Source organism: Niveispirillum sp. BGYR6 (genome assembly GCF_027568365.1).
Lineage (GTDB): Bacteria > Pseudomonadota > Alphaproteobacteria > Azospirillales > Azospirillaceae > Niveispirillum.
On record NZ_JANLNL010000020.1, the window covers coordinates 1 to 19,153 of the forward strand.

Sequence of the window (19,153 nt, forward strand, 5' to 3'; positions counted from 1 at the left end):
GCTTCAACGCGTTCCCGAAGATCTTCTGAATACGCCTTGCCCATGATCCACCTCCGACAAAGATGAATCACATCCAGACCTTAAAGGGAATCCTTCGATTCCGCTTTCACGCGCGATGCTCTATCGCGAATATAAGAGCAATCCGGCCCAATGCCGGACCTGCCCGCTGCTGGCCTCCTGCACCACCAGCGCCAATCAGACCAAGCTGGTCACCCGCCATGTCTGGCAGGACGCCAAGGACCATATCCTGGAAAACCGTCTGACCGCCTGGGGCAAGCGCCTCTATGCAAGGCGCAAGGAGACGGTCGAGCGCAGCTTTGCCGATGCCAAGCAGTTGCATGGCCACCGTTATGCCCGGATGCGCGGCCTCGCCAAGGTCACCGAGCAGTGCCTGCTGGCCGCCGCCGCCCAGAACATCAAGAAAATCGCCACCATCCTGGCCCGCAGACGGGCTCCTGACGGCAATTATCCAGGCCCTGCACGCCTCATTCGCGCAATCTGCCGCCTCATTCGCGCCGCCATCCTCATCGGCTCACCCAAAACACCAATCGCCGCCTGAAATCACCAAAAACAAAACCCCGCCGAATTTCGACGGGGTTTGTCAGCAGTCTGAAAGCCCTGCGGTGATCCGCAGGGCTTTCTCTTTTATTGGCTGGCCAACAAACCCTTCCAGGGTATCCTCTGGCTTGAAGCTGATCCTATCAGATCAGATCAAATCAGCGAAGCCGTGGCGCCCTTCAGCGGCGCCATAAAGCATATAATGGGTCAGGCCGCTGGCGAAGCTGCCCGCATTGACAGCAAGGGCGACGTCCGGATAGGTGGCGAGGTAGTATTTTTCATCGAAATAGGCCACACGCCCTTCGCTGCGGCCATACAGCACATAATGGTCAATGGCGGAACTGACCGTCCCCCGGTTAATGGCGGCAGCGATGTCGGGGTTCAGGGCCAGATAATCGGCTGCGTCGAATTTGGCATTCGGGCTGCGATTTTCGAACTGGCCCATCAGCATATAATGCGAGAAAGCGGTGAAGGTGCCAGCTTTCACCGCTGCGGCGACGTCCGCATTATGGGAAAGGTAGTAACCGGTATCGAAGAAGGCAGCAGGGTTACGCCCCTCCTTTTGCCCGTAGGACCAGTAATGATCGGCAGCCGCCGCCGCAATCACCTCTTTGCTGGCACCGGGATAGGTGGCTCTCAGTACCGCTGCGACGTCGGGATTGCTGGAAAGGTAATAGTCGGCGTCGAAATGGATGGCGCTGACCCGCTCACCCCAGCTGCTGTTATCCACCACACGGTCATTGAACGCGACATATTCAACATCGCGGATGCGGATTTCCATGCCGTTCTTGCTGGTGACCAGGGCCCAGCGCTCACCATTTTCCTCTACCGACTTGATCTGATACGCACTGGCGGGGCCATCCAGAACAAGCCTGTCGGCACCGGCACCGCCATCCAGGCGATCCCCATGGGAGGCGCCGATGAAAATGTCATTGCCGGCCCCTCCCAGTACAACCTCCGCCCATGCGGTGGTGCGGATGATGTCCGCCTTGTCGCTCCCCTGGATCACCGGTGTGTTGGTCTGGATGGCATCGTCATAATTCCCGAAAACGACATAGGTCATGTCGCCGGAAATGCCGATCCCCACCGTGTCCCAGCTCGGCAACAGCAAATTGGCGCTGGTTCCCGGGTTTGCCAACCAGGTTTGCAGCAGGTTGGCGTTGGTCTGGCCGGCCAGCATACCTTCTGCATTCTCCGCCAGACCGGCGGGGAGGGTGAGGTGGAGCCCGCTGGCAACGCTCAACACCCCATTGAGGAAGGAACTGCCATCACTCCAATGATGCAGGGTGGGGATGGGGCGGGCCGTCACCGATGTGGCGGCCGACCAAGCGGCATAACCGATATTGCTGTTGAAATCAGCGGCGTGCTGCCCGGCCAGGATTGTCAGGTCAACGACCGGCCGCAAAGCGGAAAGGCCCTGGGCTACCCGCTGGTCATTGATCGCGTGGTAAAGATTCAGCTCGTCAAGTGACATGACGTTGCTGCCGGCCATCAGAAGTGTCTGTGCGGCGAAAGACATTTCCTCAACCCCCTGAAAGCGGTGCGTCGCTGGCCGATGTCTGGCCGATCATCGTCAGTCCCCCCGTCTGCGCCGGAAGCTGTGACAAATCGACAATGATGCTGCTGGAGGTGCTGCCTGGTGCCGACTTCTCCACCACCAGACTGTCATGATGGCTCTGAAAACCATCTGCCACGACCTGCAACTTTTCCTCTTGCGGTGCCAGCACGATGACGAACAGGTCATCCTTTTCCGTGGCAGCCAGCACCACCTTGTTACTGTTCACCACATGCAGCATTTCCGCCTGCTGTGGCGTGGCTGGTTCGTTGGTGGTGACCGCGATCAATCGCTGCGGTCCTGCAGCGTCGGTCTTAAGCGGGGCTGCTGATTCGGCCAATGCCAGGATCTGGCTGAAATCGATCTGTGGCGGTGTCTGATGCGGCGCGGCCGCGGGCTCCTCCACCAGAGTTGCGGTTTCCGCCTTCTCATTTCCGTGGGGGAGGGCGGAAACCGCAGTGGCCGTTGACGCTGCCGTGTCTGCCGTTGCTTCGGCCGGATGGCGATGGGGGGCCGGCTGCTCCGCCTCATGGATTTCTGGCAATGCAAACGTATGACTGATATCATTCGAAGCGTGATCGCCAGCAGCAGTTTCGCTGACGTCCGGCAGGGGCGACGCCATCGCGTCATGCGCCACCGTGCTGGCGATCACATCCGCCGTCAGCACCGCAATGACGGCGCTGACGATCCGCAGGAACGCATGTGACCCGTCGGGGTCTGTCTTGTTATCCGTACCATCCTGGCCGTGATCGGCCAGCGGATGGGGGTCAACAAGAACCAGTGCGTTCAAATCCAGGTTGGCCAGGGCGGCCCGCAGGGTATCCCCCTGCCAGGTTTCCCCGTCCATGATATGTACAATAAAGAACCCGTCGATCCTGGCGATGTGAACCAGGGTCTCGCCGCTGGCAACATCCTCCAGCGCGAACCACGGATCCCCTTCATCTGTCAGGCCCGATGCCGCCTCCAGCACGATGCCATGGCGGGCGAACTGGTCGATGCAGCGATAGATATCGGCCAGATCCTGGTTACCCCAGGCTCCGCCATTACCCCCGCCATTACGCCCGGGAAAACTGAAGATTTCGGCCGAGACGCTCATGACGCCTCCCCTTCCGACACATCGCCTTGCTTGTCGGCCAGCAGCAGGGCTGCGGCGTCTGGCTCAAAGGCAATCAAATAGCCGGCAGCGAAGGAGGCCGGTTCCATCCCCAATGCTTCCGCCCAAACGGACAGAGAGCCTTCCGGCAACCGTCCGCGTCCGGCCTCCACGGCACTGATAATGCCCGGGCTGGGCAGGCCGATACGGCTGGCCAGCGTGCGGGTGGTCAGGCCGGTGGCCAGACGCTGCTGGCGGATCACACGCCCCCATGCCGCGCGCCTTTCGCGCGCCATGCTGATCCGGTCACGCTGGGACAGCTCCTGCACATCATTGCGCGGCGCCTCCGGCGGATCGGAACGCAAGGGGATGATCTCGCCCATCGCCGGCCTTCCCTTAAACGACCCGGAACTTAGTTGCTTTGCCGGATGCAGCCCCGCTGTCGGCCATGCCCGCACCAATATCCCCCGGTTCCCCGAACAGGATGGCGTGGGTGATCGGATCATAGAACTGCATCAGGGTACGAACAAATTCAGCCGGTGCCATCTGCAGCGCGCTGGCCCACGCCAGATAGCTGTCGGGCGGGATACGCCCGCGACCCGCCTCAATCATCGAGACCATGGTGTAATATTCAAGGCCAACAGCTTCGGCCAGAGCCCGCTGTGTCAGCCCGACTTCCGTGCGACGGTTCTTCAGCCAAGCACCTGCGCGACGGCGCAGCTCCTTGACCTCTTCACCGCCACCATGCTGGGGGTGGGTGTACATGCGGCTTCCTTGAGATCAATTCCTGATCCCCAACATAAGCGACTTTATAACAGAATACCACTTCACTTATGGCCAGCCCCGGTATGCAGGCCAAAAAACTTCCGACAATCGGCGCGGATGCAACAGTTTACCGCCTAAGGATAGGGCAAGAGCGCCGCTTTCTGCCTTGTTTTTGCCATGATTGCCTAATGGCCCCGGCGCACCGCGCGGACAAACCGATACCCGGCAAGCAGGAAGACGAATGATTCGGCTGCAACCACCGCTATGGGGGCTGCTATATGCATATCAACGCCCAGAAGATGCAGCCCCAGCATGGTGCCAAAATTAATGGCTGCCGCCATTTTCAGCATCAGGGCCCACAACCGGTTCTCCCCGTAATTGAACATGTAAAGTGAGGAAAAGCAGGAGCCGATGCCGACCAGTACCGGGACGGGCGACAGGATACGCAGCACCCGGGCGGATTCCATGAAATCCGGCCCGAAGACGGTCATCACCAGCAGGTCGGCGCCAAAGGCCATGACCAGACCACCAGCGAGACCGACTCCCCCCACCATCAGCATCACCTTGCGAATCAGCCGCATTCCCGCCGCCGGGTCCGTGACGGCAAGGTTGGCCACGCGGGGCATGGCGGCCTGGGTGATGGCGGCAAGGAAGCCCTTGCCGGCATTCAGGCAGCGGTCGCCGATATTATATTGCGCAGCCGCCACCGGCCCGCCCAGCAGCCCCACCAGAAAGGTCTGCGCCATGGTATAGACTTGAATGACCAGATCGGCGGCAAAAATGCGCCAGGCTGATCGCAGCCGGGCGCCGACTTCCGTCCGTGTCGGCAGGCGCAGCACATCACCATAATGCTGTGCCAGAAAGCGGAAAGTGACCATCCCCGGCAACAGGGCGCCGGCGGCCGTCAGCGCGATGGCCAGCCCCGCATCTTCGGGCCCGCGGACCAGGGCGAAGATGCCGATCACCCCGGCTAGCCGCCCGAACATGGACGAAAACACGACGATGCGGAACTGCTCCAGACCCTGAAACAGCCAGGGCGGGGTCAGCAGGTTGCAGAAGGCGATCAGGGGTACAAAGGACAGCACCACCCCGACACCATCGCCATGCGGCAATTGCGACCAGATGGCGAAGATCAGCAGGCTGGTCAGGGTGAACAGCAGCGCCCTGACCGCATAGGCTTCGGCAACAATGGCGGCCGTGCGCTGGCGATCCTCCTTATGGATGGCCACTTCACGCGCCGCACTCCAGTTGAAGCCGAAATCGCAGACCAGGCCCAGCAGCGTCCCCGCCGACACCGCCCAGGCATATTGCCCGAACTGTGTCGGTCCCAGAACCCGGGTGATGAAGGGAAGCACCACCAGCGGGATGATCAGGTTGGCGACGTTGGTGAGGCCGAGATAGGAGATATTATGCAGAATCTTACGGTCGATCATGGCGCGCACCCTCCTTTCAGGAGGGGCTTCCCGCGATGATCGACCGGATATTGGCTTCCATCGTATCGCCGGCCGCCTCCCAGGTCAGGCTGCGGGCCATTTCCCAACCCGCCTGGGCGATGCGCCGGCGATGGGCATGATCGGCGATCAGCCGTTCCAGACCGGCCGCCACCGATTCCGGCGATTGCGGCTCAACCACCTCGGCCGTCTGGCCGGGGATGGCATATTGTTCGGTCCCCGGCTGGGTGGTCACGGCGGCCAGCCCGCAGGCCATGGCCTCCGCCGGGAACAGCGGGAAGCTCTCATACCAGGAGGCAGACAGCAGGATGTCGGCCTGACGATACGCCTCTGCCAGCGCCAACGGCTGCAGGAAGCCCAAATCCTTGTAAGGGGCGATCGGATTGTCCGGCGGCAGGGCGGCCCCGCCATAGACATGCCAGTCGATTTGATAATGGGGCAGGCGGCGGCGAACCATGGCGGTTGCCTCTGCCATCTCCTTGAAGCCCTTCCAGGCGACATTGCGCCCACCATAGGAGATCAGCGTCACCTTCCGGTCATCCGGACCGGCCAGCGGCTTGGGCGCGCCGTTGAAGATGTTATGGTCCAGCGCGCTGGGCGACAGGCGCAGCGAGGCGCCTGGAACCGCCTTGTCCACCTGATCATAAAGCCAGGGGGAATTGGCCATCATCTCCAACCCCAGCCGATAGGACAGGGCGGCGACCTTGTGGGTCTGTTCCGGATCGGGTGTGTCGTTGGCGAAGATGACTTCGTAATGCTGCATGAAATAGCCCAGCTTGCCGGTCCCGAACAGATAGACGGGCAGGGCTGTGCTGTACTGCGTGGCGATGGTGATATCGGCGGGCGGAATCATGCGGCGCAGCTCATGATGCTGCACGGCCTGCTCAATCTCCGGCGTCCAAAGCTGGGGCAGGTTGCGCACCAACGCCATGAAATCGCGCCGGATATCGGCCTTGCCGGCCTCATCCCGCCGGGGCAACCAGCGGGCCAGGGTGCCGGCCAGCCGGCCCAGGGCGCCGCCGGCGGATTGCGGCGCCCAATGCAGCAGGGTGCCGAATTCCTTCTTGAACCAGGCCGGCGCGTCACAGGGGCGCGTGGGGATGATCGTCACCTGATGCCCACGCTTATGCAGCTGGTGGGCATGTTCCAGGATACAGAGGATGCCGCCGGTGAACTTCTCCCGATGCAGGGGAGGGACGACGATGTTCACACGCAGCGAATTTGCAGCCATTTGGCGCCTTGCCTGAAAAACGAGAGAAACCGGGGGTCAGACGCGCAGCGGTTTGCCAGCCGTCACCAGCGGCACCACCTGGCTATCGAAACACTTAAGCGCCGCACCGATGGCCTGATGCATGTCAAGATAGCGGTAGGTGCCCAAGCGACCACCGAAAATTACATTCGGCTCCCGCTCGGTCAAGGCGACATAACGCTCATACAGGTCACGGTCGCCCGGTGTGGCAATCGGGTAATAGGGTTCATCGCCCTTGCCGGCAAAGCGGGAGAATTCCCGCGCGATGATGGTCTTGTCGCCATCGAACGGGCGTTCTGGATGCAGGTGCCGGAATTCATGGATACGGGTGAAGGGCACGGTCGCATCGGCATAATTCATCACCGACGTCCCCTGGAAATCGGGCGTCTGTGCCACTTCCCATTCCAGATCGACCGTGCGCCAGCCCAGTTCCCCGAACTGGTAATCATAGTAACGGTCGATGGCACCGGTATAGATGATGGGCTTGCCGGCCGGGATCTGGTCGCGGATATCGAAGAAATCGACACCCAGGAACATCTGGATCTTCGGCTGGTTCAGCATATTGCGGAAGATCGCGCCATAGCCGCCCAGCGGCATCCCTTCAAACCGATCAGAGAAATAACGGTCATCAAAGGTGAAGCGCACCGGCAACCGGCCGATGATGGAGGCGGGCAACTGGCGCGGATCGGTCTGCCACTGCTTCATCGTGTAGCCACGGATGAAGGCGTCATAAAGGGACCGGCCGATTGACTTGACCGCCTTTTCTTCCAGATTGGCAGGCTCGCCGATCCCTTCGGCCGCCATTTCGCGGGCCACCAGGGCGCGGGCCTCATCGGGGGTGAAATGCCGGCCGAAGAAGGAACAGATGGTGCCCAGGTTGATCGGCATACCGAACACCCGGCCATCATGTACCGTGAACACGCGGTGCCGGTAATCGGAAAACTGCGTGAAGCGGTTGATATAGGTCCACACCTCTTCGGAATTGGTGTGGAAGATGTGGGTGCCATAGGGATGCACCTCAATGCCGGTCTCGGCATTGATCTCCGAATAGGAGTTGCCGCCGAAATGGCTGCGCTTATCCAGCACCGCGACGGTCAGGCCCAGCTCGCGGGCGGCGCGTTCGGCGATGGTGGCGCCGAAAAAGCCGCTGCCCACCACAATCAGGTCAAAACCGTCGAAATTCATCTTCATCCCTCGGAGAACTCTAACCACACGGCGGCGGCAGGCGACGTTACTGTTACCGTTTGTCCGCGGTGGATTGCAAGGCTGGGTTGGCTGCATTCCTGGCGGGGCAGGCTGGTTTGTAGCCATTTTCGCCAAGAGCTGTAAAATTGTAATTTGGCAGTGCAGCAGGCTTATCCGATCCTCTCCTTCCGGCTTATATATTCTACTTCGCAAGAGATTGTGCTGAGGGTTTGTCATGACCATTCTTGTCACCGGTGCGGCCGGCTTCATCGGTATGCATGTGGCGCATACGCTGCTGGCGCGGGGCGACCGGGTGGTCGGGCTCGATAACTTCAATGATTATTATGATGTCCGGCTGAAAGAGGCGCGGGTGGCACGGCTGACGGGGCATCCTGGGTTCAGCCTGACGCGGCTGGACATTGCCGACCGCACGGGCATGGAGGAATTTTTCGCCCGCCATCCGGACATTACCGGGATCGTCCATCTGGCGGCGCAGGCCGGCGTCCGTTATTCGCTGGAAAACCCTTATGCCTATGTCCAGTCCAACCTGATGGGACAGGTGGTGATGCTGGAAGGGGCGCGCCAATTGGCGGCGCTGCGGCATTTCGTCTATGCCAGTTCGTCCTCCGTCTATGGTGGTAACGAAAAGCAGCCCTTTGCGGTGGGGGACGCGGTGGATCGGCCGGTCTCGCTTTATGCGGCCACCAAGCGGGCTGATGAGTTGATGACCCGGACCTACAGCCATCTTTATGGTTTGCCGGCCACGGGCTTGCGGTTCTTTACCGTTTACGGTCCCTGGGGTCGGCCGGATATGGCGCCGTTTCTGTTTGCCAGTGCTGTGGCAGCGGGGCGGCCGATCCGTGTCTTCAACCACGGACAGATGTGGCGCGACTTCACCTATATTGATGACATTGTCGCCGGCGTGCTGGCCGCGCTGGACCGTCCGGCCCGGCCGGCGCCGGAGCAGCCGGGCGGCGATCTGGTCCCCCATCGCCTGTATAATCTGGGAAATAACCGCCCCGAACGGCTGCTGGACTTTATTGCCGCCATAGAGGCAGCCCTGGGCCGTAAGGCTGAAATGATCATGGAGCCCATGCAGCCCGGCGATGTTCCCGCAACCTATGCCGATATTGCCGCCAGCACGGCCGATCTGGCTTATCTGCCCCGGACCAGCATGGCCGAAGGGGTTGAACGCTTCATCACCTGGTATCGGGCCTTCTACCAGCTTGATTGACCCAGCGCCTTTGCTGCCTTCCGGATGATGCGACCGGGTGCCGCATCGTCGCAGCAAAGGGGGAGGGATAATATGCATATTAAATGCATGTTATGGAGAGGCAGCCATGGCCAGGATTGTTCCCGAGCTGAAGCACGATCATCTTGAACTGAAACATATTCTGGAGGAGGTGCGCCGCCAGGGAATCGGCACCCAAGCCGGGCGGCAAACGCTTCTGACGGCGCGGGATCGGTTCATCCGCCATATCCAGCGGGAGGATGAAGCCTTCTATCCCGATTATCGTCGTCTGGCCCGTCGCGACCCATTGCGGGCCGCGACGGCAGATCGGTTTGCCGAGGAGATGCACCAGCTGGGTGCAGCCATCCTCGCCTTCTTTGACAAATATAAGGATGGGGGCGAGGGGATGGCCTTCGCCATCGATTTCGGCCGGATCAGCGCCCAGCTGCAATCCCGCCTGCATAAGGAGGAGGCGATCCTCTATGCCCGCTATGAGGAGATGGCCGCCGGTGAGGCGGCCTGATCCGGCGGCGGATCAATACAAGACAGCAAAACGGGCGACCCCGGCGGGATCGCCCGTGGCTGCGACCAGCAGGGGGAATTACGATTCCGCGCCCATCTGTTCCTGCAGGTAATTCTGGATGCCGACCCGATCAATCAGGCCCAGCTGGGTTTCCAGCCAGTCAATATGTTCCTCGGTATCCTCCAGAATGCGGCGGAAGATTTCCTTGGACTGGTAATCGCGGATGCCCTCGCAATATTGCATCGCTTCAATCAGTTCGGTGCGGTTGCGGGTTTCAATCGCCAGATCGCCCTGGAAGCATTCCGGCACTTCCTCGCCGATCATCAGCTTGTGCAGATCCTGCAGGTTGGGCAGCCCCTCCAGGAACAGAATCCGCTCGATCAGCTGATCAGCGTGCTTCATCTCCCCGATGGATTCCTCATAGACCTTCTTGGCCAGCCGCAGGAAACCCCAGTTCTTGATGATGCGCGCGTGCAGGAAATACTGGTTGATGGCCGTCAACTCATTCGTGAGGATCGTGTTGAGATGACGGATGACGGTGGGATCGCCCTTCATGGGAACCTTCATGCGGATGGTGGTGGTGGGAATGGCTATCACATCAACGGCCGGCTTGTCGCCTTGGTAAAGGGCGCTGATGTGGTCGAGAAATCATGTCTTGGCAATACTGGCACATCTTCTCCCATCTGTCGCGTGATAACGTCTTGCAACTCAAGCTGAATGCAGTTGATAACTGGTTTCATTGTCGAATTGCTGGAATCTATAGTTCAATAATGCTGATGATTGTCGTTCTCGGCATTCCGGGTTACTCTACCTGGAACGCCGATACCGATGGCGACACAGGGGAGAAAAAACGGGAATGACGCGTCAGCTGCGATATTTTGAGGATTTGGCCCCTGGTCTGGTGCTGGAATTCGGTGACCGCCTGATCACGGCAGAGGAGATTGTGGCCTTTGCCCGTGATTATGATCCCCAGCCGTTCCATCTGGATGAGGCGGCGGGCCGGCAGACGCATTTTGGCGGGCTGGTGGCCAGCGGCTGGCAGACCTGCGGGATCATGATGCGCCTGATGGTGGATAACTATCTCTGTCCGGAAACATCGCTGGGTTCCCCCGGCCTGGACGAATTGCGCTGGCTGCGCCCGGTACGGCCGGGCGACCGTCTGCGGGTCCGGCTGGAAGTGCTGGAGACACGGGTATCCCGTTCCCGGCCGGAAATGGGCACCGTGCGTCAACGCACAGAGGTGCTGAACCAGAAGGACGAGGTGGTGATGACCACTATCTCCGTTGGAATGATTCGCCGCCGGGAATCGGCTCTATGACCGGATACGAATTGATCCACATGGATGATTTTCTTTCACGTACCTGCAATCATTGGTGCAATCAGCGGCCAAGCTGGCATAATGTGGGGATAACTGGCTTACCAGCCGATCAACAACAAGCTTTTCCGGTGCGCTCTCATCATGGCTCGTGACTTCACTGATTTCGCCCCAGGTGAATGGGTTGAGGAGCTGCAGCCCCCGCGCCGGCGCCTGCAGATTATGGCCATCCATGCCCGCCCGGGCATCAAGGCGGCCAATGTGGAACTGGCGATTGCTGGCAATGTGGTGGACCGGTTGAGCCTGTCGATCTTCGCCCTGTCAGACGCCAACCGTTTTCGCCGCCTGCGCTGACGGGGCGCCCTTTCGACGCCCCTTGATGTATGATTTGCCGGAAATGCCGGGTGGTCAGCTGCGGCGGCCGGTGAGAAGCCGCCGCCCCAGCCGCCATAGATAGATGGCGATCACGCCGAAAACCACGATCTTGGAAACCGGATCGACATAATCCTGCACCTGCTCATACTGGCTTTGCAGCAGATATCCTGCAGCTGTCAGCACACTGGTCCATACCAGGGAACCCAGGGTGGTCAGCGCCAGGAAACCCGGCAGCGACATGGCGGCCAGCCCCGCCGGCACGGAAATCAGCGTGCGGATGGCCGGGATCAGCCGGCCATAGAGCACGGCCTTACGCCCGTGACGGTCGAACCAGTTGAAGGCCTTCAGCACATCGGGCGGGTCCATCGTCATGATGAAACCGAATCGGTCGGCCATGCGGAACAGGCGCTCGCGCCCAAAGGCGCGGCCCAGCCAATACCAGGGCAGTGCGCCCAGAACCGATCCGGCGGTACCGAACAGCACGGCCAGCACCGGGTCCATCTTGCCCTGTGCCGCCAGGAAACCGCCCAGCGGCATGATCAGTTCTGACGGGATGGGGGGAAAAAGATTTTCCAAAAACATCAGGGCCAGCAGGCCCCAATATCCCATCTGCTCCACCAGACCCAACAATTGTTCGAACATGATCCTGCTGCCATTCTGTTTTTTCGATTGCCGGCGCCTTGGCTCAGCGGCGCGGGAGCCCCGTGCTGTAACCCAAGCCAACCGGCCTGTCATGGGTAAACGCCGCAGCCGGCAAGGTGATGGCAAGGCCGGAGGGGCGCCCGCCTACCCCTTCATTGTCGCAGCCGAATTGGCTGACCTTTTGATGCTCTATTCCTTTAGGAGAATTTTCGGCTATCATGGGTTCCAGAACAGTGGGGAAGTCCGGTTGCACGGCGGTACCCCCGTTTGTGCCCGGTATGTTCCCCCTATGGTCGGGGCGGTTTGGTGAGGAGAGTGCGATGGTGTTGTCCAGGCGGGTCGCCGAGCCCCCGAAGGCGGGTGAGTGGCTGGAGGAATTGAAGGTGCCGCGTCGGCGTCTTCTGGTTCATGCCGTCCATCAACATGCCACGCGTCCGGTTCACGTGGAATTCCTAGTCGAAGGCCGGTCGAGCGACCGGCTGTCGCTGGCGCTGGAGGTGGTGCTGGATGCCACCCGTTTCCGCCGCCTGGGGCATAGCCAGAACGCGGCCTGATCCGTTCGGGTTGTTTGCTCCTCTGAAAAGCGCCGCGTCCGCAGGGATGCGGCGCTTTTTTGTCGTGCCGCTTCCTGGCCGCGGGTATCGGCGTCATCCCTCACCACGCCTTTGGCCATCAACAATGTTTCGTTTGTGAATTTTCTACCCAAATAACAGCGCTTGGTTCAAAATAAGACCATCATGCGTATGCCAGAGAGCCCTTGTGAGCGGCGGCTGCACCCCCGCACCGTGACGCTGCCCATGTTCCTGATGGTCGCCGGTTACCCGGCGCGCCTGCTGGATTGGTCATTCGGGGGCCTGCGGGTCCGGCTGGAACTGCCCGCCTCCGGATTGTTGGTGGGCATGGCGGTGGATATCACCGTGCTGCGGGCCGATGGTGGCAGCTGGTCACATCTGCCGGCAACGATCCGCCATTTGGGTAACTGCAAGGATGGCTCGATCGGGCTGGAATTACTGGATCGCCCCCATGCCTTTCCCATCTTGCTGGAATTGCTGAATGACAGCATCGATCCGCTGCCATCAGCGTCTTTCTGATCAAGGCAGATTTTGCGTTCCCTAAGAGTCCGCCTGAAAATTTTTCCTTCTTTCTCAACGTATTAGAGCCTGATGCGTTTAATCGTAAACGCATCAGGCTCTAAGCTCTTGTTCAGCGAGCAGATTCACGCTGTAAAGCGATTCCGCTTTTCCGCGATCTGCTCTAGTGTTTTAATCCCGTCACCCCGGCGAAGGCCGGGGTCCAGTTTCGTAGAGCAAAGCGCCTGTGATTCTGGACCCCGGCCTTCGCCGGGGTGACGGTAGCGTTTGAAGATAAGACGTGTAAGACGTTGAGATAACGTGAAACTTTCCGGACGGACTCTAAGGCGCCGGGCGAGCCTATCCACGCACCTGGCGTGGCCAACCCGCCTAAAGGTCAACCTTTAGGCAGCTTGATATCACGCGGCTGGTCGCCGCCGTTCGGCGGTCATCTGGGTCAACAGCGCGCGCAAGGCACCGGGTCGCACGGGCTTGTAGATGATGCGCGCACCCACCGCCGTCACCGCCTCCCGCACGGCGTCGCTGCGGTCGGCGGTGACCACGGCGGCTGGCAGGGCCTCGCCAAAGCGGGCGCGCACCAGCGCCAGGGCGTCCAGCCCGCTGGCGCCATGATCCAGATGGAAATCGGTCAGCAGCACATCCGGCTTGGCATCGCCCAGGGCGGCCAGGGCGGCCTCCCCCGTCTTGCCCCAGACCACCTGGCAATCCCAGCCGGTCAGCAGGGCGCGGGTGGCCTCCGCGATGGCGGGTTCATTTTCCACACACAGCACCAGCGTGCCCTGCAACCCCGTCACCTGTACCGCACTGGTGGGGCGGCTTGGCGCCGCCGGGGTGGCCGCCAGCGGCACCTCCACGGAAAAACAGCTGCCTTTGCCAACGGTGGAGCGCAGGCCGATCCGGTGGCCCAGGATGGCGGCAAAGCGCTCCACAATGGAAAGCCCCAGGCCCAGCCCCTTGTCCCGATCGCCCGGGCCGGTATCCAGCTGGCGGAATTCCTGGAAAATCTCCCGCTGGCGTTCGGGGGGAATACCGGGGCCGGTGTCCCATACCTCAATCCGCAGATGGTCGCCCACCCGCCGGCAGCCCAGCAGGATACGGCCCTTGGGCGTATAGCGCAGGGCATTGGCCAGGAAATTCTGCAGGATGCGGCGCAGCAGCACGGCATCCGTATCCACGCTGGCCCGGCAGGGCACGCGGCGCAGGCGCAGCCCATGCCGGTCGGCCACCACGCCCAGCTCCTCCGCCAGCGGGCGCAGGATATCGTCCACCATCACGGCGGTGCGGTTGGGCTTCACCACCCCGGTATCCAGTTTGGTGACATCCAGCAGATCGCCCAGCAGCTGTTCCACCGACCGCAGGGCGGCATCTGCCTGGGTCACCAGCGGGTCTTGCCCGCGCTCCAGCGCGGCGGAGATGAACAGGCGGGCGGCGTGCAGGGGCTGCAACAGATCATGGCTGACGGCGGCCAGCAGGCGGGTTTTGGCCTGGTTGGCACGGTCAGCCTCCTGCTTGGCGGCGGCCAGGTCGGTGGTGCGTTCGGCGATGCCGCGCTCCAGCCCCTCATTGGCCGCCCTTAACGCCTCTGCCGCGCGGTGCTTGTCGGTGATGTCATTATAGACGGCGACGAACCCGCCGTCGGGCATGGGGTTGGAACTGATTTCCAGCACCGTGCCATCGGGCCGTGTGCGGTGGAACACGTCATCCTGGTCGCGGCGTTTCGGGTCCAGCCGGCGCATGAACAGGCTTTCCACCTCACCCTCGCGCCCGAATTCCCCCCGGCTTTGCAGATAGGCCACCAGCTGGCCCAGCGGCGTGCCGACGGTGATCAACCCCTCCGGCACATCCAGCAGTTCCAGGAACCGGTAATTCCACAGCAGCAGGCGGAAATCCTTGTCCACCGCGCAGATGCCCTTGCCGACATTCTCCAGGGTGGAGCGCAGCAGCATATGCTGGTCCAGAATGGCGCGTGATGCCTCGTCGATGATCGACCGCGCATCGGAGCGGGAGAGCCGCCGGTCAGACAGCAGGCTGGCCACCACCACCCGGGCCGAGGCGCTGCCGATGGCGCCGGCCAGCAGCCATTCGGTGGCCTGGATCGCCTCTTCATCGATGCGGGCTTCCAGCGCTACCTTGAACTGGTCCGACCGCGGGTTGGACAGCTGCGTCAGGTCCAGAAAGACGGCATCCGCCCGTTTGGCGCCGACATAACGGGCGGCCAGTTCATGCAAATCGGCCAGGATGGCGCCGCGCGGCGCCTGCCGCCCGTCCCGCGCGTCGGAGCGCTGGGACACAAAGCGCCGCGCCTGCTGTTTTTCCAGGTCGGACTGTCGGGTGAAGAAGGAGACCAGCACCAGCGCCAGCAGATTCAGCCCCAGGCTGACCAGCGCGCCATGGGCCAGCGTGTCCAGATCATGGATGCCGCCCAGCCCGGTGGGCGTCAGCCAGGAAATGCCGAACAGTCCCTCATCCATCATCGAACCGGGGATCAGCCCAGCCACCACAAAACTGGGTACCAGCACCGTATAGGCCCAGGTGATGAAGCCGGCGCCCAGCCCGACAATGGCGCCGGCCTTGGTGACGCGCCGGAAGAACAGGCCCAGCAGCAAAGGCGGGGCGAACTGGGCCACCCCGGCGAAGGAGACGGTGCCGATGGTGGCCAGCGGAAAGGTGGTGCCGATGAACAGGTAATAAAAATAGGCCATGGTCAGCAGGGCCAGCACGGTCAACCGCCGCACGGTCAGCAGCATGGGCTTGGGATCATCCTGCCAGCGCTTCATGGCCGGGCGATAGGCCATCAGCACCGGCACGATGATATCGTTGCAGACCATGGTGGAAAGCGCCACCGCCCCGACAATGATCATGCTGGTGGCGGCCGACAGGCCGCCGATGAAGGCCAGCAGCGCCATGCCGGGATGCCCCAGTTCCAGCGGAATGGTCACCAGGAATGTGTCGGCATTGACGCTGCCATCGGGGTACATCAGCAATCCGGCCAGGGCTACCGGCATGACGAACAGGTTGATCCCCACCAGATAGGCGGGGAACAGCCAGGACGCCGTGCGGATATCCCCGACATGGGTGTTTTCCACCACTGCCACATGAAACTGACGCGGCAGGCAGATGATGGCGAGTGCGGCCAGCAGCGTCATGGTCCACCACCCGCCATCCAGATGCGGGGTCAGAATCTCACGCAGTTCCGGCCGTTCCATCGCCTGATCGAAAATCTCCCACGGGCCGCCGGCGACGGTGAAAACGATCCCGCCGCCCACCACCAGGGCCGCCAGCAGCTTCACCAGACTTTCCGCCGCAATGGCGGTCATCAGCCCGCGATGATGTTCATTGGCGTGGATGTTGCGCACCCCGAACAGGATGGCGAACAGGGCCATGGTGCAGGTGATGATGAAAGTGTTCTGGCCCGGCTTGTCCAGCAGGGGGCCGCCGAACATATTGCCGGAAATCGCCTCCAGGCTGATGGTGATCGCCTTCAGCTGCAAGGCGAAATAGGGCAGCACCGTCAGCACGGCGATGAAGGTGACAAAGGCCGCCAGCACCCGGCTTTTGCCATAACGGGCGGAAATGAAGTCGGAGATGGAGACGGTGTTTTCCGCCTTCGCCACCCGCACCATCTTGGCCAGGATGGGCCAGCCCAGCCCGATCATCAGGATGGGGCCAACATAGATGGACAGGAAATCAAACCCGCCATTGGCGGCCCGCCCCACCGCCCCGTAAAAGGTCCAGGAGGTGCAATAGACGGCCAGCGACAGGGCATAGAGCAGGGGCGCGCGCCCCCCCTGTGCCGCACCCGAATGCTTGTCCGCCAACCGGTCGCCCTGCCAGGCGATGCCGAACAGGGCGGCCAGATAGACCAGCGACAGGGTAAGGACCAGCCAGCTTTGCATCTTGTTCCGGGGCGGGGGCGGCGCAGACGGCCAGCTTACACCGCGCCCGGGGCCGGGCGTAGGGGGAAGTTGGGAAAAGGCCATCGCCCCCATCCCCCATATCGCAAAGCGGCCTCAACCGGTAAACTGGCGAACGGGCTTATCTGATCATGAACATAGGCGGCGGGGTGACGGACCCAATGACGGGAGAGAGCAAAGGACCGCGGCTGGCGCTGTTCAACCCGTTCGACCCGGCCCAGCCGCTGGCTGAACGGGAACTGGCGCTGCGGCTGGGCCGGGCCATGGCCGGGCTGGGCTGGCAGGCCGCCATCCACAGCCGGGCCGCCGATGTGGCGGCGATGGACCCGGACGCGGTGCTGTGCCTGCACCCGCAGGCCACGCCCAAGCTGACGTCGCATCCTTGGCTGGCCTGCTATTGGAATCCGCCGGCCCTGATTGCGGCGGGCAGCGAAACCGCCTTTCATCATGGCCGCGCGTTTGAGTTGAGCCATGATGCCTATCTGGTCTCTGGCCCCGGACTGGCGGCGCATCTGGCCGGGCGGATGGCACTGGTGGGGCGCGATCCGCCGACACTGCCCTTCCATGTCAGCTCCCCCCGCTCCGCCCTGGCGCCCAATCTGGGACCGCAGAGCCGGCTGTTCTATGTCGGTTCCAACTGGGATGGGCGGCGCTATCCCCATTTGCTGGGCCGGCTGGCGGCGGCGGGGGTGCTGGCCTTGCATGGCACGGCCGACCGCTGGTCGCATCTGCAGGACGCCTATCAGGGGCCACTGCCCTTTGATGGAAGTGCCGTGATCGCCGCCGCCCATCATTGGGGTATGGGGCTGTGCCTGCATCTGCCGGCACACCGGGAAGCGGCGGTGCCCAACATGCGGGTATTCGAGTTGGCGGCGGCCGGTGCCGTCATCATCGCCGACCGCCATCCCTTCATCGAAGAATGGTTCGGCGATACGGTGCTGTATGTCGACCCGACCGGTGGCGAAGCGGCCTTGGCCGACCATATCCTGGACCGGGTGGCCTGGATAAAGGCGCACCCGGCGCAGGCCCGCGCCATGGCCGCCGCGGCACAGGATATTTTCAACCGCGCCCTCTGCCTGGAGGTGCTGCTGGAACCGCTGCCCGATCTGCTGGCGGACCTGCGGCGGCGGCCCGTGCAGGCCCAACCATCCACGGTGGCGGTGCTGCTGCCACCGGGTGGGGAACTGGACAGCCGGCTGGCGCAACTTGCCGCTCAGGCGGGCGAAGGGCTGGCGATCACTGCCCTGCTGCCGGCGGGGGACGCCCCCGCCTCCGTTCCCGCCGGGCTGTCGCTGCGGTTGCTGGACGGGCCGGCGGGGCTGCCCGGTCTGGTGGCGGCGCTGGTGGGGGTGGAGATGCTGGCCATCCTGCCGGCGGGGGTGGAATGGCATCCCAGCCATCTGGCAGGGCTGCTGCGGGCGACCGGGAAAGCGGGGGCAGCGCTGGCGGCCGGGCTTTGGCCGCGCGAGACGGTGGATCAGGGCTTTCCCATCGATCCGGCGGAAGACCGCACCCTGCCGCCACCCCCGCCCCTGACCGTCCCCGCAGACCGCCAGGGGGAACGCGCCTGGCTGCGCGCGGCGGGTTTGGGATGCCGGGTGGTGCGGCTGCGGGAACTGGGTGAACTGCCGGGGGATTGGCTGGAACTGGCGCTCAACCTCGCCCCCGCACTGGCGGCGCGGGGGGAGGTCCGGGAAATCCCCGTGCCCAGCCTGCGCCTGCTGCGGCCGCCCCCATTTGCGGCCGGGCTGCGGGGCCGCCTGCTGCCCTGGCCTGAACATTCGGCACCGGGGGCGGAACGTCCGCCGCGCCTGACCGGGCTGAACGATCTTGATCCAGTCCTGGCGGCCAGTCTCCCTTTCCTCTGGCGGGCAACAGATTTCGCGGCCTTGCCGGGGACAGGGCCGATCTGGCTTTATGGCGCAGGGCAGGGGGGGGGCTTGGTGCTGGCGTGCCTGCCACCAACCATTCGCCCCCGCCTGCGGGGGTTCCTGGACAGTGAGCGCCGGGGGGAGCTGCTGGGCCTGCCTCTGGCGCGGCCGCAGGATATCGCTGCGGAGGAGATGGCGGCGGCCACCATCATCATCGCCGCGCAATATGTCTCCGACATCTTGCGCGTGCTGCGGGGGGGGCCGGTACCGCCGGCCCATATCCTGAACGCCTATCCCTATATCGCCGCCAAGCAGGCGGAAGAGGAGCGCTGATT

Annotated in this window: 18 protein-coding genes and 1 pseudogene; 9 read left to right on the forward strand and 10 right to left on the reverse strand. The window is 62.6% G+C overall.

Going from position 1 to position 19,153, the window contains the following annotated elements; genetic code table 11:
* Nucleotides 1-121: 121 nt before the first annotated feature.
* Nucleotides 122-559, forward strand: a pseudogene (locus PCJ49_RS23990) (transposase); the annotation flags it as partial.
* A gap of 147 nt (nt 560-706) precedes the next feature.
* Here the strand turns inward: PCJ49_RS23990 and PCJ49_RS23995 are convergent.
* From PCJ49_RS23995 to glf, 7 genes are all read right to left on the reverse strand, one after another.
* On the reverse strand, nt 707-2,077 hold the full coding sequence (locus tag PCJ49_RS23995; RefSeq protein WP_269913200.1) for a hypothetical protein: 1,371 nt from the start codon (nt 2,075-2,077) through the stop codon (nt 707-709).
* Nucleotides 2,078-2,081: 4 nt separating this feature from the next.
* Nucleotides 2,082-3,209: a hypothetical protein gene (locus tag PCJ49_RS24000; protein WP_269913201.1), complete on the reverse strand. Its 1,128-nt coding sequence runs from the start codon at nt 3,207-3,209 to the stop codon at nt 2,082-2,084.
* On the reverse strand, nt 3,206-3,589 hold the full coding sequence (locus PCJ49_RS24005; protein ID WP_269913202.1) for a hypothetical protein: 384 nt from the start codon (nt 3,587-3,589) through the stop codon (nt 3,206-3,208). Before PCJ49_RS24005 ends, PCJ49_RS24000 begins: the two co-directional genes overlap by 4 nt.
* A 13-nt stretch (nt 3,590-3,602) precedes the next feature.
* Nucleotides 3,603-3,971 (reverse strand): helix-turn-helix transcriptional regulator, encoded by a 369-nt coding sequence (locus PCJ49_RS24010; protein ID WP_269913203.1) that lies wholly within the window; start codon nt 3,969-3,971, stop codon nt 3,603-3,605.
* Nucleotides 3,972-4,156: 185 nt separating this feature from the next.
* On the reverse strand, nt 4,157-5,404 hold the full coding sequence (locus PCJ49_RS24015) for an oligosaccharide flippase family protein (protein ID WP_269913204.1): 1,248 nt from the start codon (nt 5,402-5,404) through the stop codon (nt 4,157-4,159).
* A 16-nt stretch (nt 5,405-5,420) separates the two neighbouring features.
* The gene (locus PCJ49_RS24020; protein ID WP_269913205.1) at nt 5,421-6,653 is read right to left on the reverse strand and encodes a glycosyltransferase family 4 protein; all 1,233 of its coding nucleotides are present in this window, start codon (nt 6,651-6,653) and stop codon (nt 5,421-5,423) included.
* A gap of 36 nt (nt 6,654-6,689) precedes the next feature.
* Nucleotides 6,690-7,856, reverse strand: a complete 1,167-nt coding sequence (gene glf / locus PCJ49_RS24025) for a UDP-galactopyranose mutase (protein WP_269913206.1) — start codon at nt 7,854-7,856, stop codon at nt 6,690-6,692.
* Between the two features lie 235 nt (nt 7,857-8,091).
* Between glf and PCJ49_RS24030 the strand changes: the two genes are divergently transcribed.
* The gene (locus PCJ49_RS24030; protein WP_269913207.1) at nt 8,092-9,090 is read left to right on the forward strand and encodes an NAD-dependent epimerase/dehydratase family protein; all 999 of its coding nucleotides are present in this window, start codon (nt 8,092-8,094) and stop codon (nt 9,088-9,090) included.
* Nucleotides 9,091-9,196: 106 nt separating this feature from the next.
* Entirely contained in the window at nt 9,197-9,610 is a 414-nt protein-coding gene (locus PCJ49_RS24035; RefSeq protein ID WP_269913208.1) for a hemerythrin domain-containing protein, read from the forward strand.
* Nucleotides 9,611-9,688: 78 nt separating this feature from the next.
* Here the strand turns inward: PCJ49_RS24035 and bfr are convergent, their stop codons facing one another.
* A complete protein-coding gene (gene bfr, locus PCJ49_RS24040; protein ID WP_089288977.1) occupies nt 9,689-10,165 on the reverse strand; it encodes a bacterioferritin in 477 nt (158 codons plus the stop codon).
* Nucleotides 10,166-10,260: 95 nt separating this feature from the next.
* On the opposite strand from bfr, the gene PCJ49_RS24045 reads away from it, so the two are divergent.
* The 3 genes from PCJ49_RS24045 (at nt 10,261) to PCJ49_RS24055 (ending at nt 11,279) form a co-directional block, all read left to right on the forward strand.
* The gene (locus PCJ49_RS24045) at nt 10,261-10,470 is read left to right on the forward strand and encodes a hypothetical protein (protein WP_269913209.1); all 210 of its coding nucleotides are present in this window, start codon (nt 10,261-10,263) and stop codon (nt 10,468-10,470) included.
* Complete coding sequence (locus PCJ49_RS24050) at nt 10,467-10,928, forward strand: MaoC family dehydratase (RefSeq protein WP_269913210.1); 462 nt, start codon at nt 10,467-10,469, stop codon at nt 10,926-10,928. Before PCJ49_RS24045 ends, PCJ49_RS24050 begins: the two co-directional genes overlap by 4 nt.
* A gap of 141 nt (nt 10,929-11,069) precedes the next feature.
* Complete coding sequence (locus tag PCJ49_RS24055; protein WP_269913211.1) at nt 11,070-11,279, forward strand: hypothetical protein; 210 nt, start codon at nt 11,070-11,072, stop codon at nt 11,277-11,279.
* A 54-nt stretch (nt 11,280-11,333) separates the two neighbouring features.
* On the opposite strand, the gene PCJ49_RS24060 is transcribed toward PCJ49_RS24055, so the two are convergent.
* Nucleotides 11,334-11,942 carry a DedA family protein gene (locus tag PCJ49_RS24060; protein WP_269913212.1) on the reverse strand — a complete coding sequence of 203 codons (609 nt, stop codon included), beginning with the start codon at nt 11,940-11,942 and terminating at the stop codon, nt 11,334-11,336.
* 320 nt (nt 11,943-12,262) lie between these two features.
* Between PCJ49_RS24060 and PCJ49_RS24065 the strand changes: the two genes are divergently transcribed.
* Together PCJ49_RS24065 and PCJ49_RS24070 are read left to right on the forward strand one after the other, a co-directional pair.
* Nucleotides 12,263-12,496 (forward strand): hypothetical protein, encoded by a 234-nt coding sequence (locus PCJ49_RS24065; RefSeq protein ID WP_089288974.1) that lies wholly within the window; start codon nt 12,263-12,265, stop codon nt 12,494-12,496.
* A 183-nt stretch (nt 12,497-12,679) separates the two neighbouring features.
* Nucleotides 12,680-13,033 (forward strand): PilZ domain-containing protein, encoded by a 354-nt coding sequence (locus tag PCJ49_RS24070; protein ID WP_269913213.1) that lies wholly within the window; start codon nt 12,680-12,682, stop codon nt 13,031-13,033.
* A 398-nt stretch (nt 13,034-13,431) separates the two neighbouring features.
* Here PCJ49_RS24070 and PCJ49_RS24075 read toward each other — a convergent pair whose 3' ends face one another.
* Nucleotides 13,432-16,929 (reverse strand): PAS domain-containing hybrid sensor histidine kinase/response regulator, encoded by a 3,498-nt coding sequence (locus PCJ49_RS24075; protein WP_269913214.1) that lies wholly within the window; start codon nt 16,927-16,929, stop codon nt 13,432-13,434.
* A 149-nt stretch (nt 16,930-17,078) separates the two neighbouring features.
* Here PCJ49_RS24075 and PCJ49_RS24080 point away from each other — a divergent pair, with 149 nt between their 5' ends.
* Nucleotides 17,079-19,151 (forward strand): glycosyltransferase, encoded by a 2,073-nt coding sequence (locus tag PCJ49_RS24080; protein ID WP_269913215.1) that lies wholly within the window; start codon nt 17,079-17,081, stop codon nt 19,149-19,151.
* Nucleotides 19,152-19,153 lie beyond the last annotated feature (2 nt).

Coding starts and splice junctions, on each gene's coding strand:
- PCJ49_RS24045 (WP_269913209.1), top strand. CDS start 10,261: ATGTCTTGGCAATACTGGCACATCTTCTCCCATCTGTCGCGTGATAAC.
- PCJ49_RS24055 (WP_269913211.1), top strand. CDS start 11,070: ATGGCTCGTGACTTCACTGATTTCGCCCCAGGTGAATGGGTTGAGGAG.
- PCJ49_RS24070 (WP_269913213.1), top strand. CDS start 12,680: ATGCGTATGCCAGAGAGCCCTTGTGAGCGGCGGCTGCACCCCCGCACC.
- bfr (WP_089288977.1), bottom strand. CDS start 10,165: ATGAAGGGCGATCCCACCGTCATCCGTCATCTCAACACGATCCTCACG.
- PCJ49_RS23995 (WP_269913200.1), bottom strand. CDS start 2,077: ATGTCTTTCGCCGCACAGACACTTCTGATGGCCGGCAGCAACGTCATG.
- PCJ49_RS24015 (WP_269913204.1), bottom strand. CDS start 5,404: ATGATCGACCGTAAGATTCTGCATAATATCTCCTATCTCGGCCTCACC.
- PCJ49_RS24000 (WP_269913201.1), bottom strand. CDS start 3,209: ATGAGCGTCTCGGCCGAAATCTTCAGTTTTCCCGGGCGTAATGGCGGG.
- PCJ49_RS24010 (WP_269913203.1), bottom strand. CDS start 3,971: ATGTACACCCACCCCCAGCATGGTGGCGGTGAAGAGGTCAAGGAGCTG.
- PCJ49_RS24075 (WP_269913214.1), bottom strand. CDS start 16,929: ATGCAAAGCTGGCTGGTCCTTACCCTGTCGCTGGTCTATCTGGCCGCC.
- PCJ49_RS24080 (WP_269913215.1), top strand. CDS start 17,079: ATGAACATAGGCGGCGGGGTGACGGACCCAATGACGGGAGAGAGCAAA.
- PCJ49_RS24035 (WP_269913208.1), top strand. CDS start 9,197: ATGGCCAGGATTGTTCCCGAGCTGAAGCACGATCATCTTGAACTGAAA.
- PCJ49_RS24005 (WP_269913202.1), bottom strand. CDS start 3,589: ATGGGCGAGATCATCCCCTTGCGTTCCGATCCGCCGGAGGCGCCGCGC.
- PCJ49_RS24020 (WP_269913205.1), bottom strand. CDS start 6,653: ATGGCTGCAAATTCGCTGCGTGTGAACATCGTCGTCCCTCCCCTGCAT.
- PCJ49_RS24050 (WP_269913210.1), top strand. CDS start 10,467: ATGACGCGTCAGCTGCGATATTTTGAGGATTTGGCCCCTGGTCTGGTG.
- PCJ49_RS24030 (WP_269913207.1), top strand. CDS start 8,092: ATGACCATTCTTGTCACCGGTGCGGCCGGCTTCATCGGTATGCATGTG.
- glf (WP_269913206.1), bottom strand. CDS start 7,856: ATGAATTTCGACGGTTTTGACCTGATTGTGGTGGGCAGCGGCTTTTTC.
- PCJ49_RS24065 (WP_089288974.1), top strand. CDS start 12,263: ATGGTGTTGTCCAGGCGGGTCGCCGAGCCCCCGAAGGCGGGTGAGTGG.
- PCJ49_RS24060 (WP_269913212.1), bottom strand. CDS start 11,942: ATGTTCGAACAATTGTTGGGTCTGGTGGAGCAGATGGGATATTGGGGC.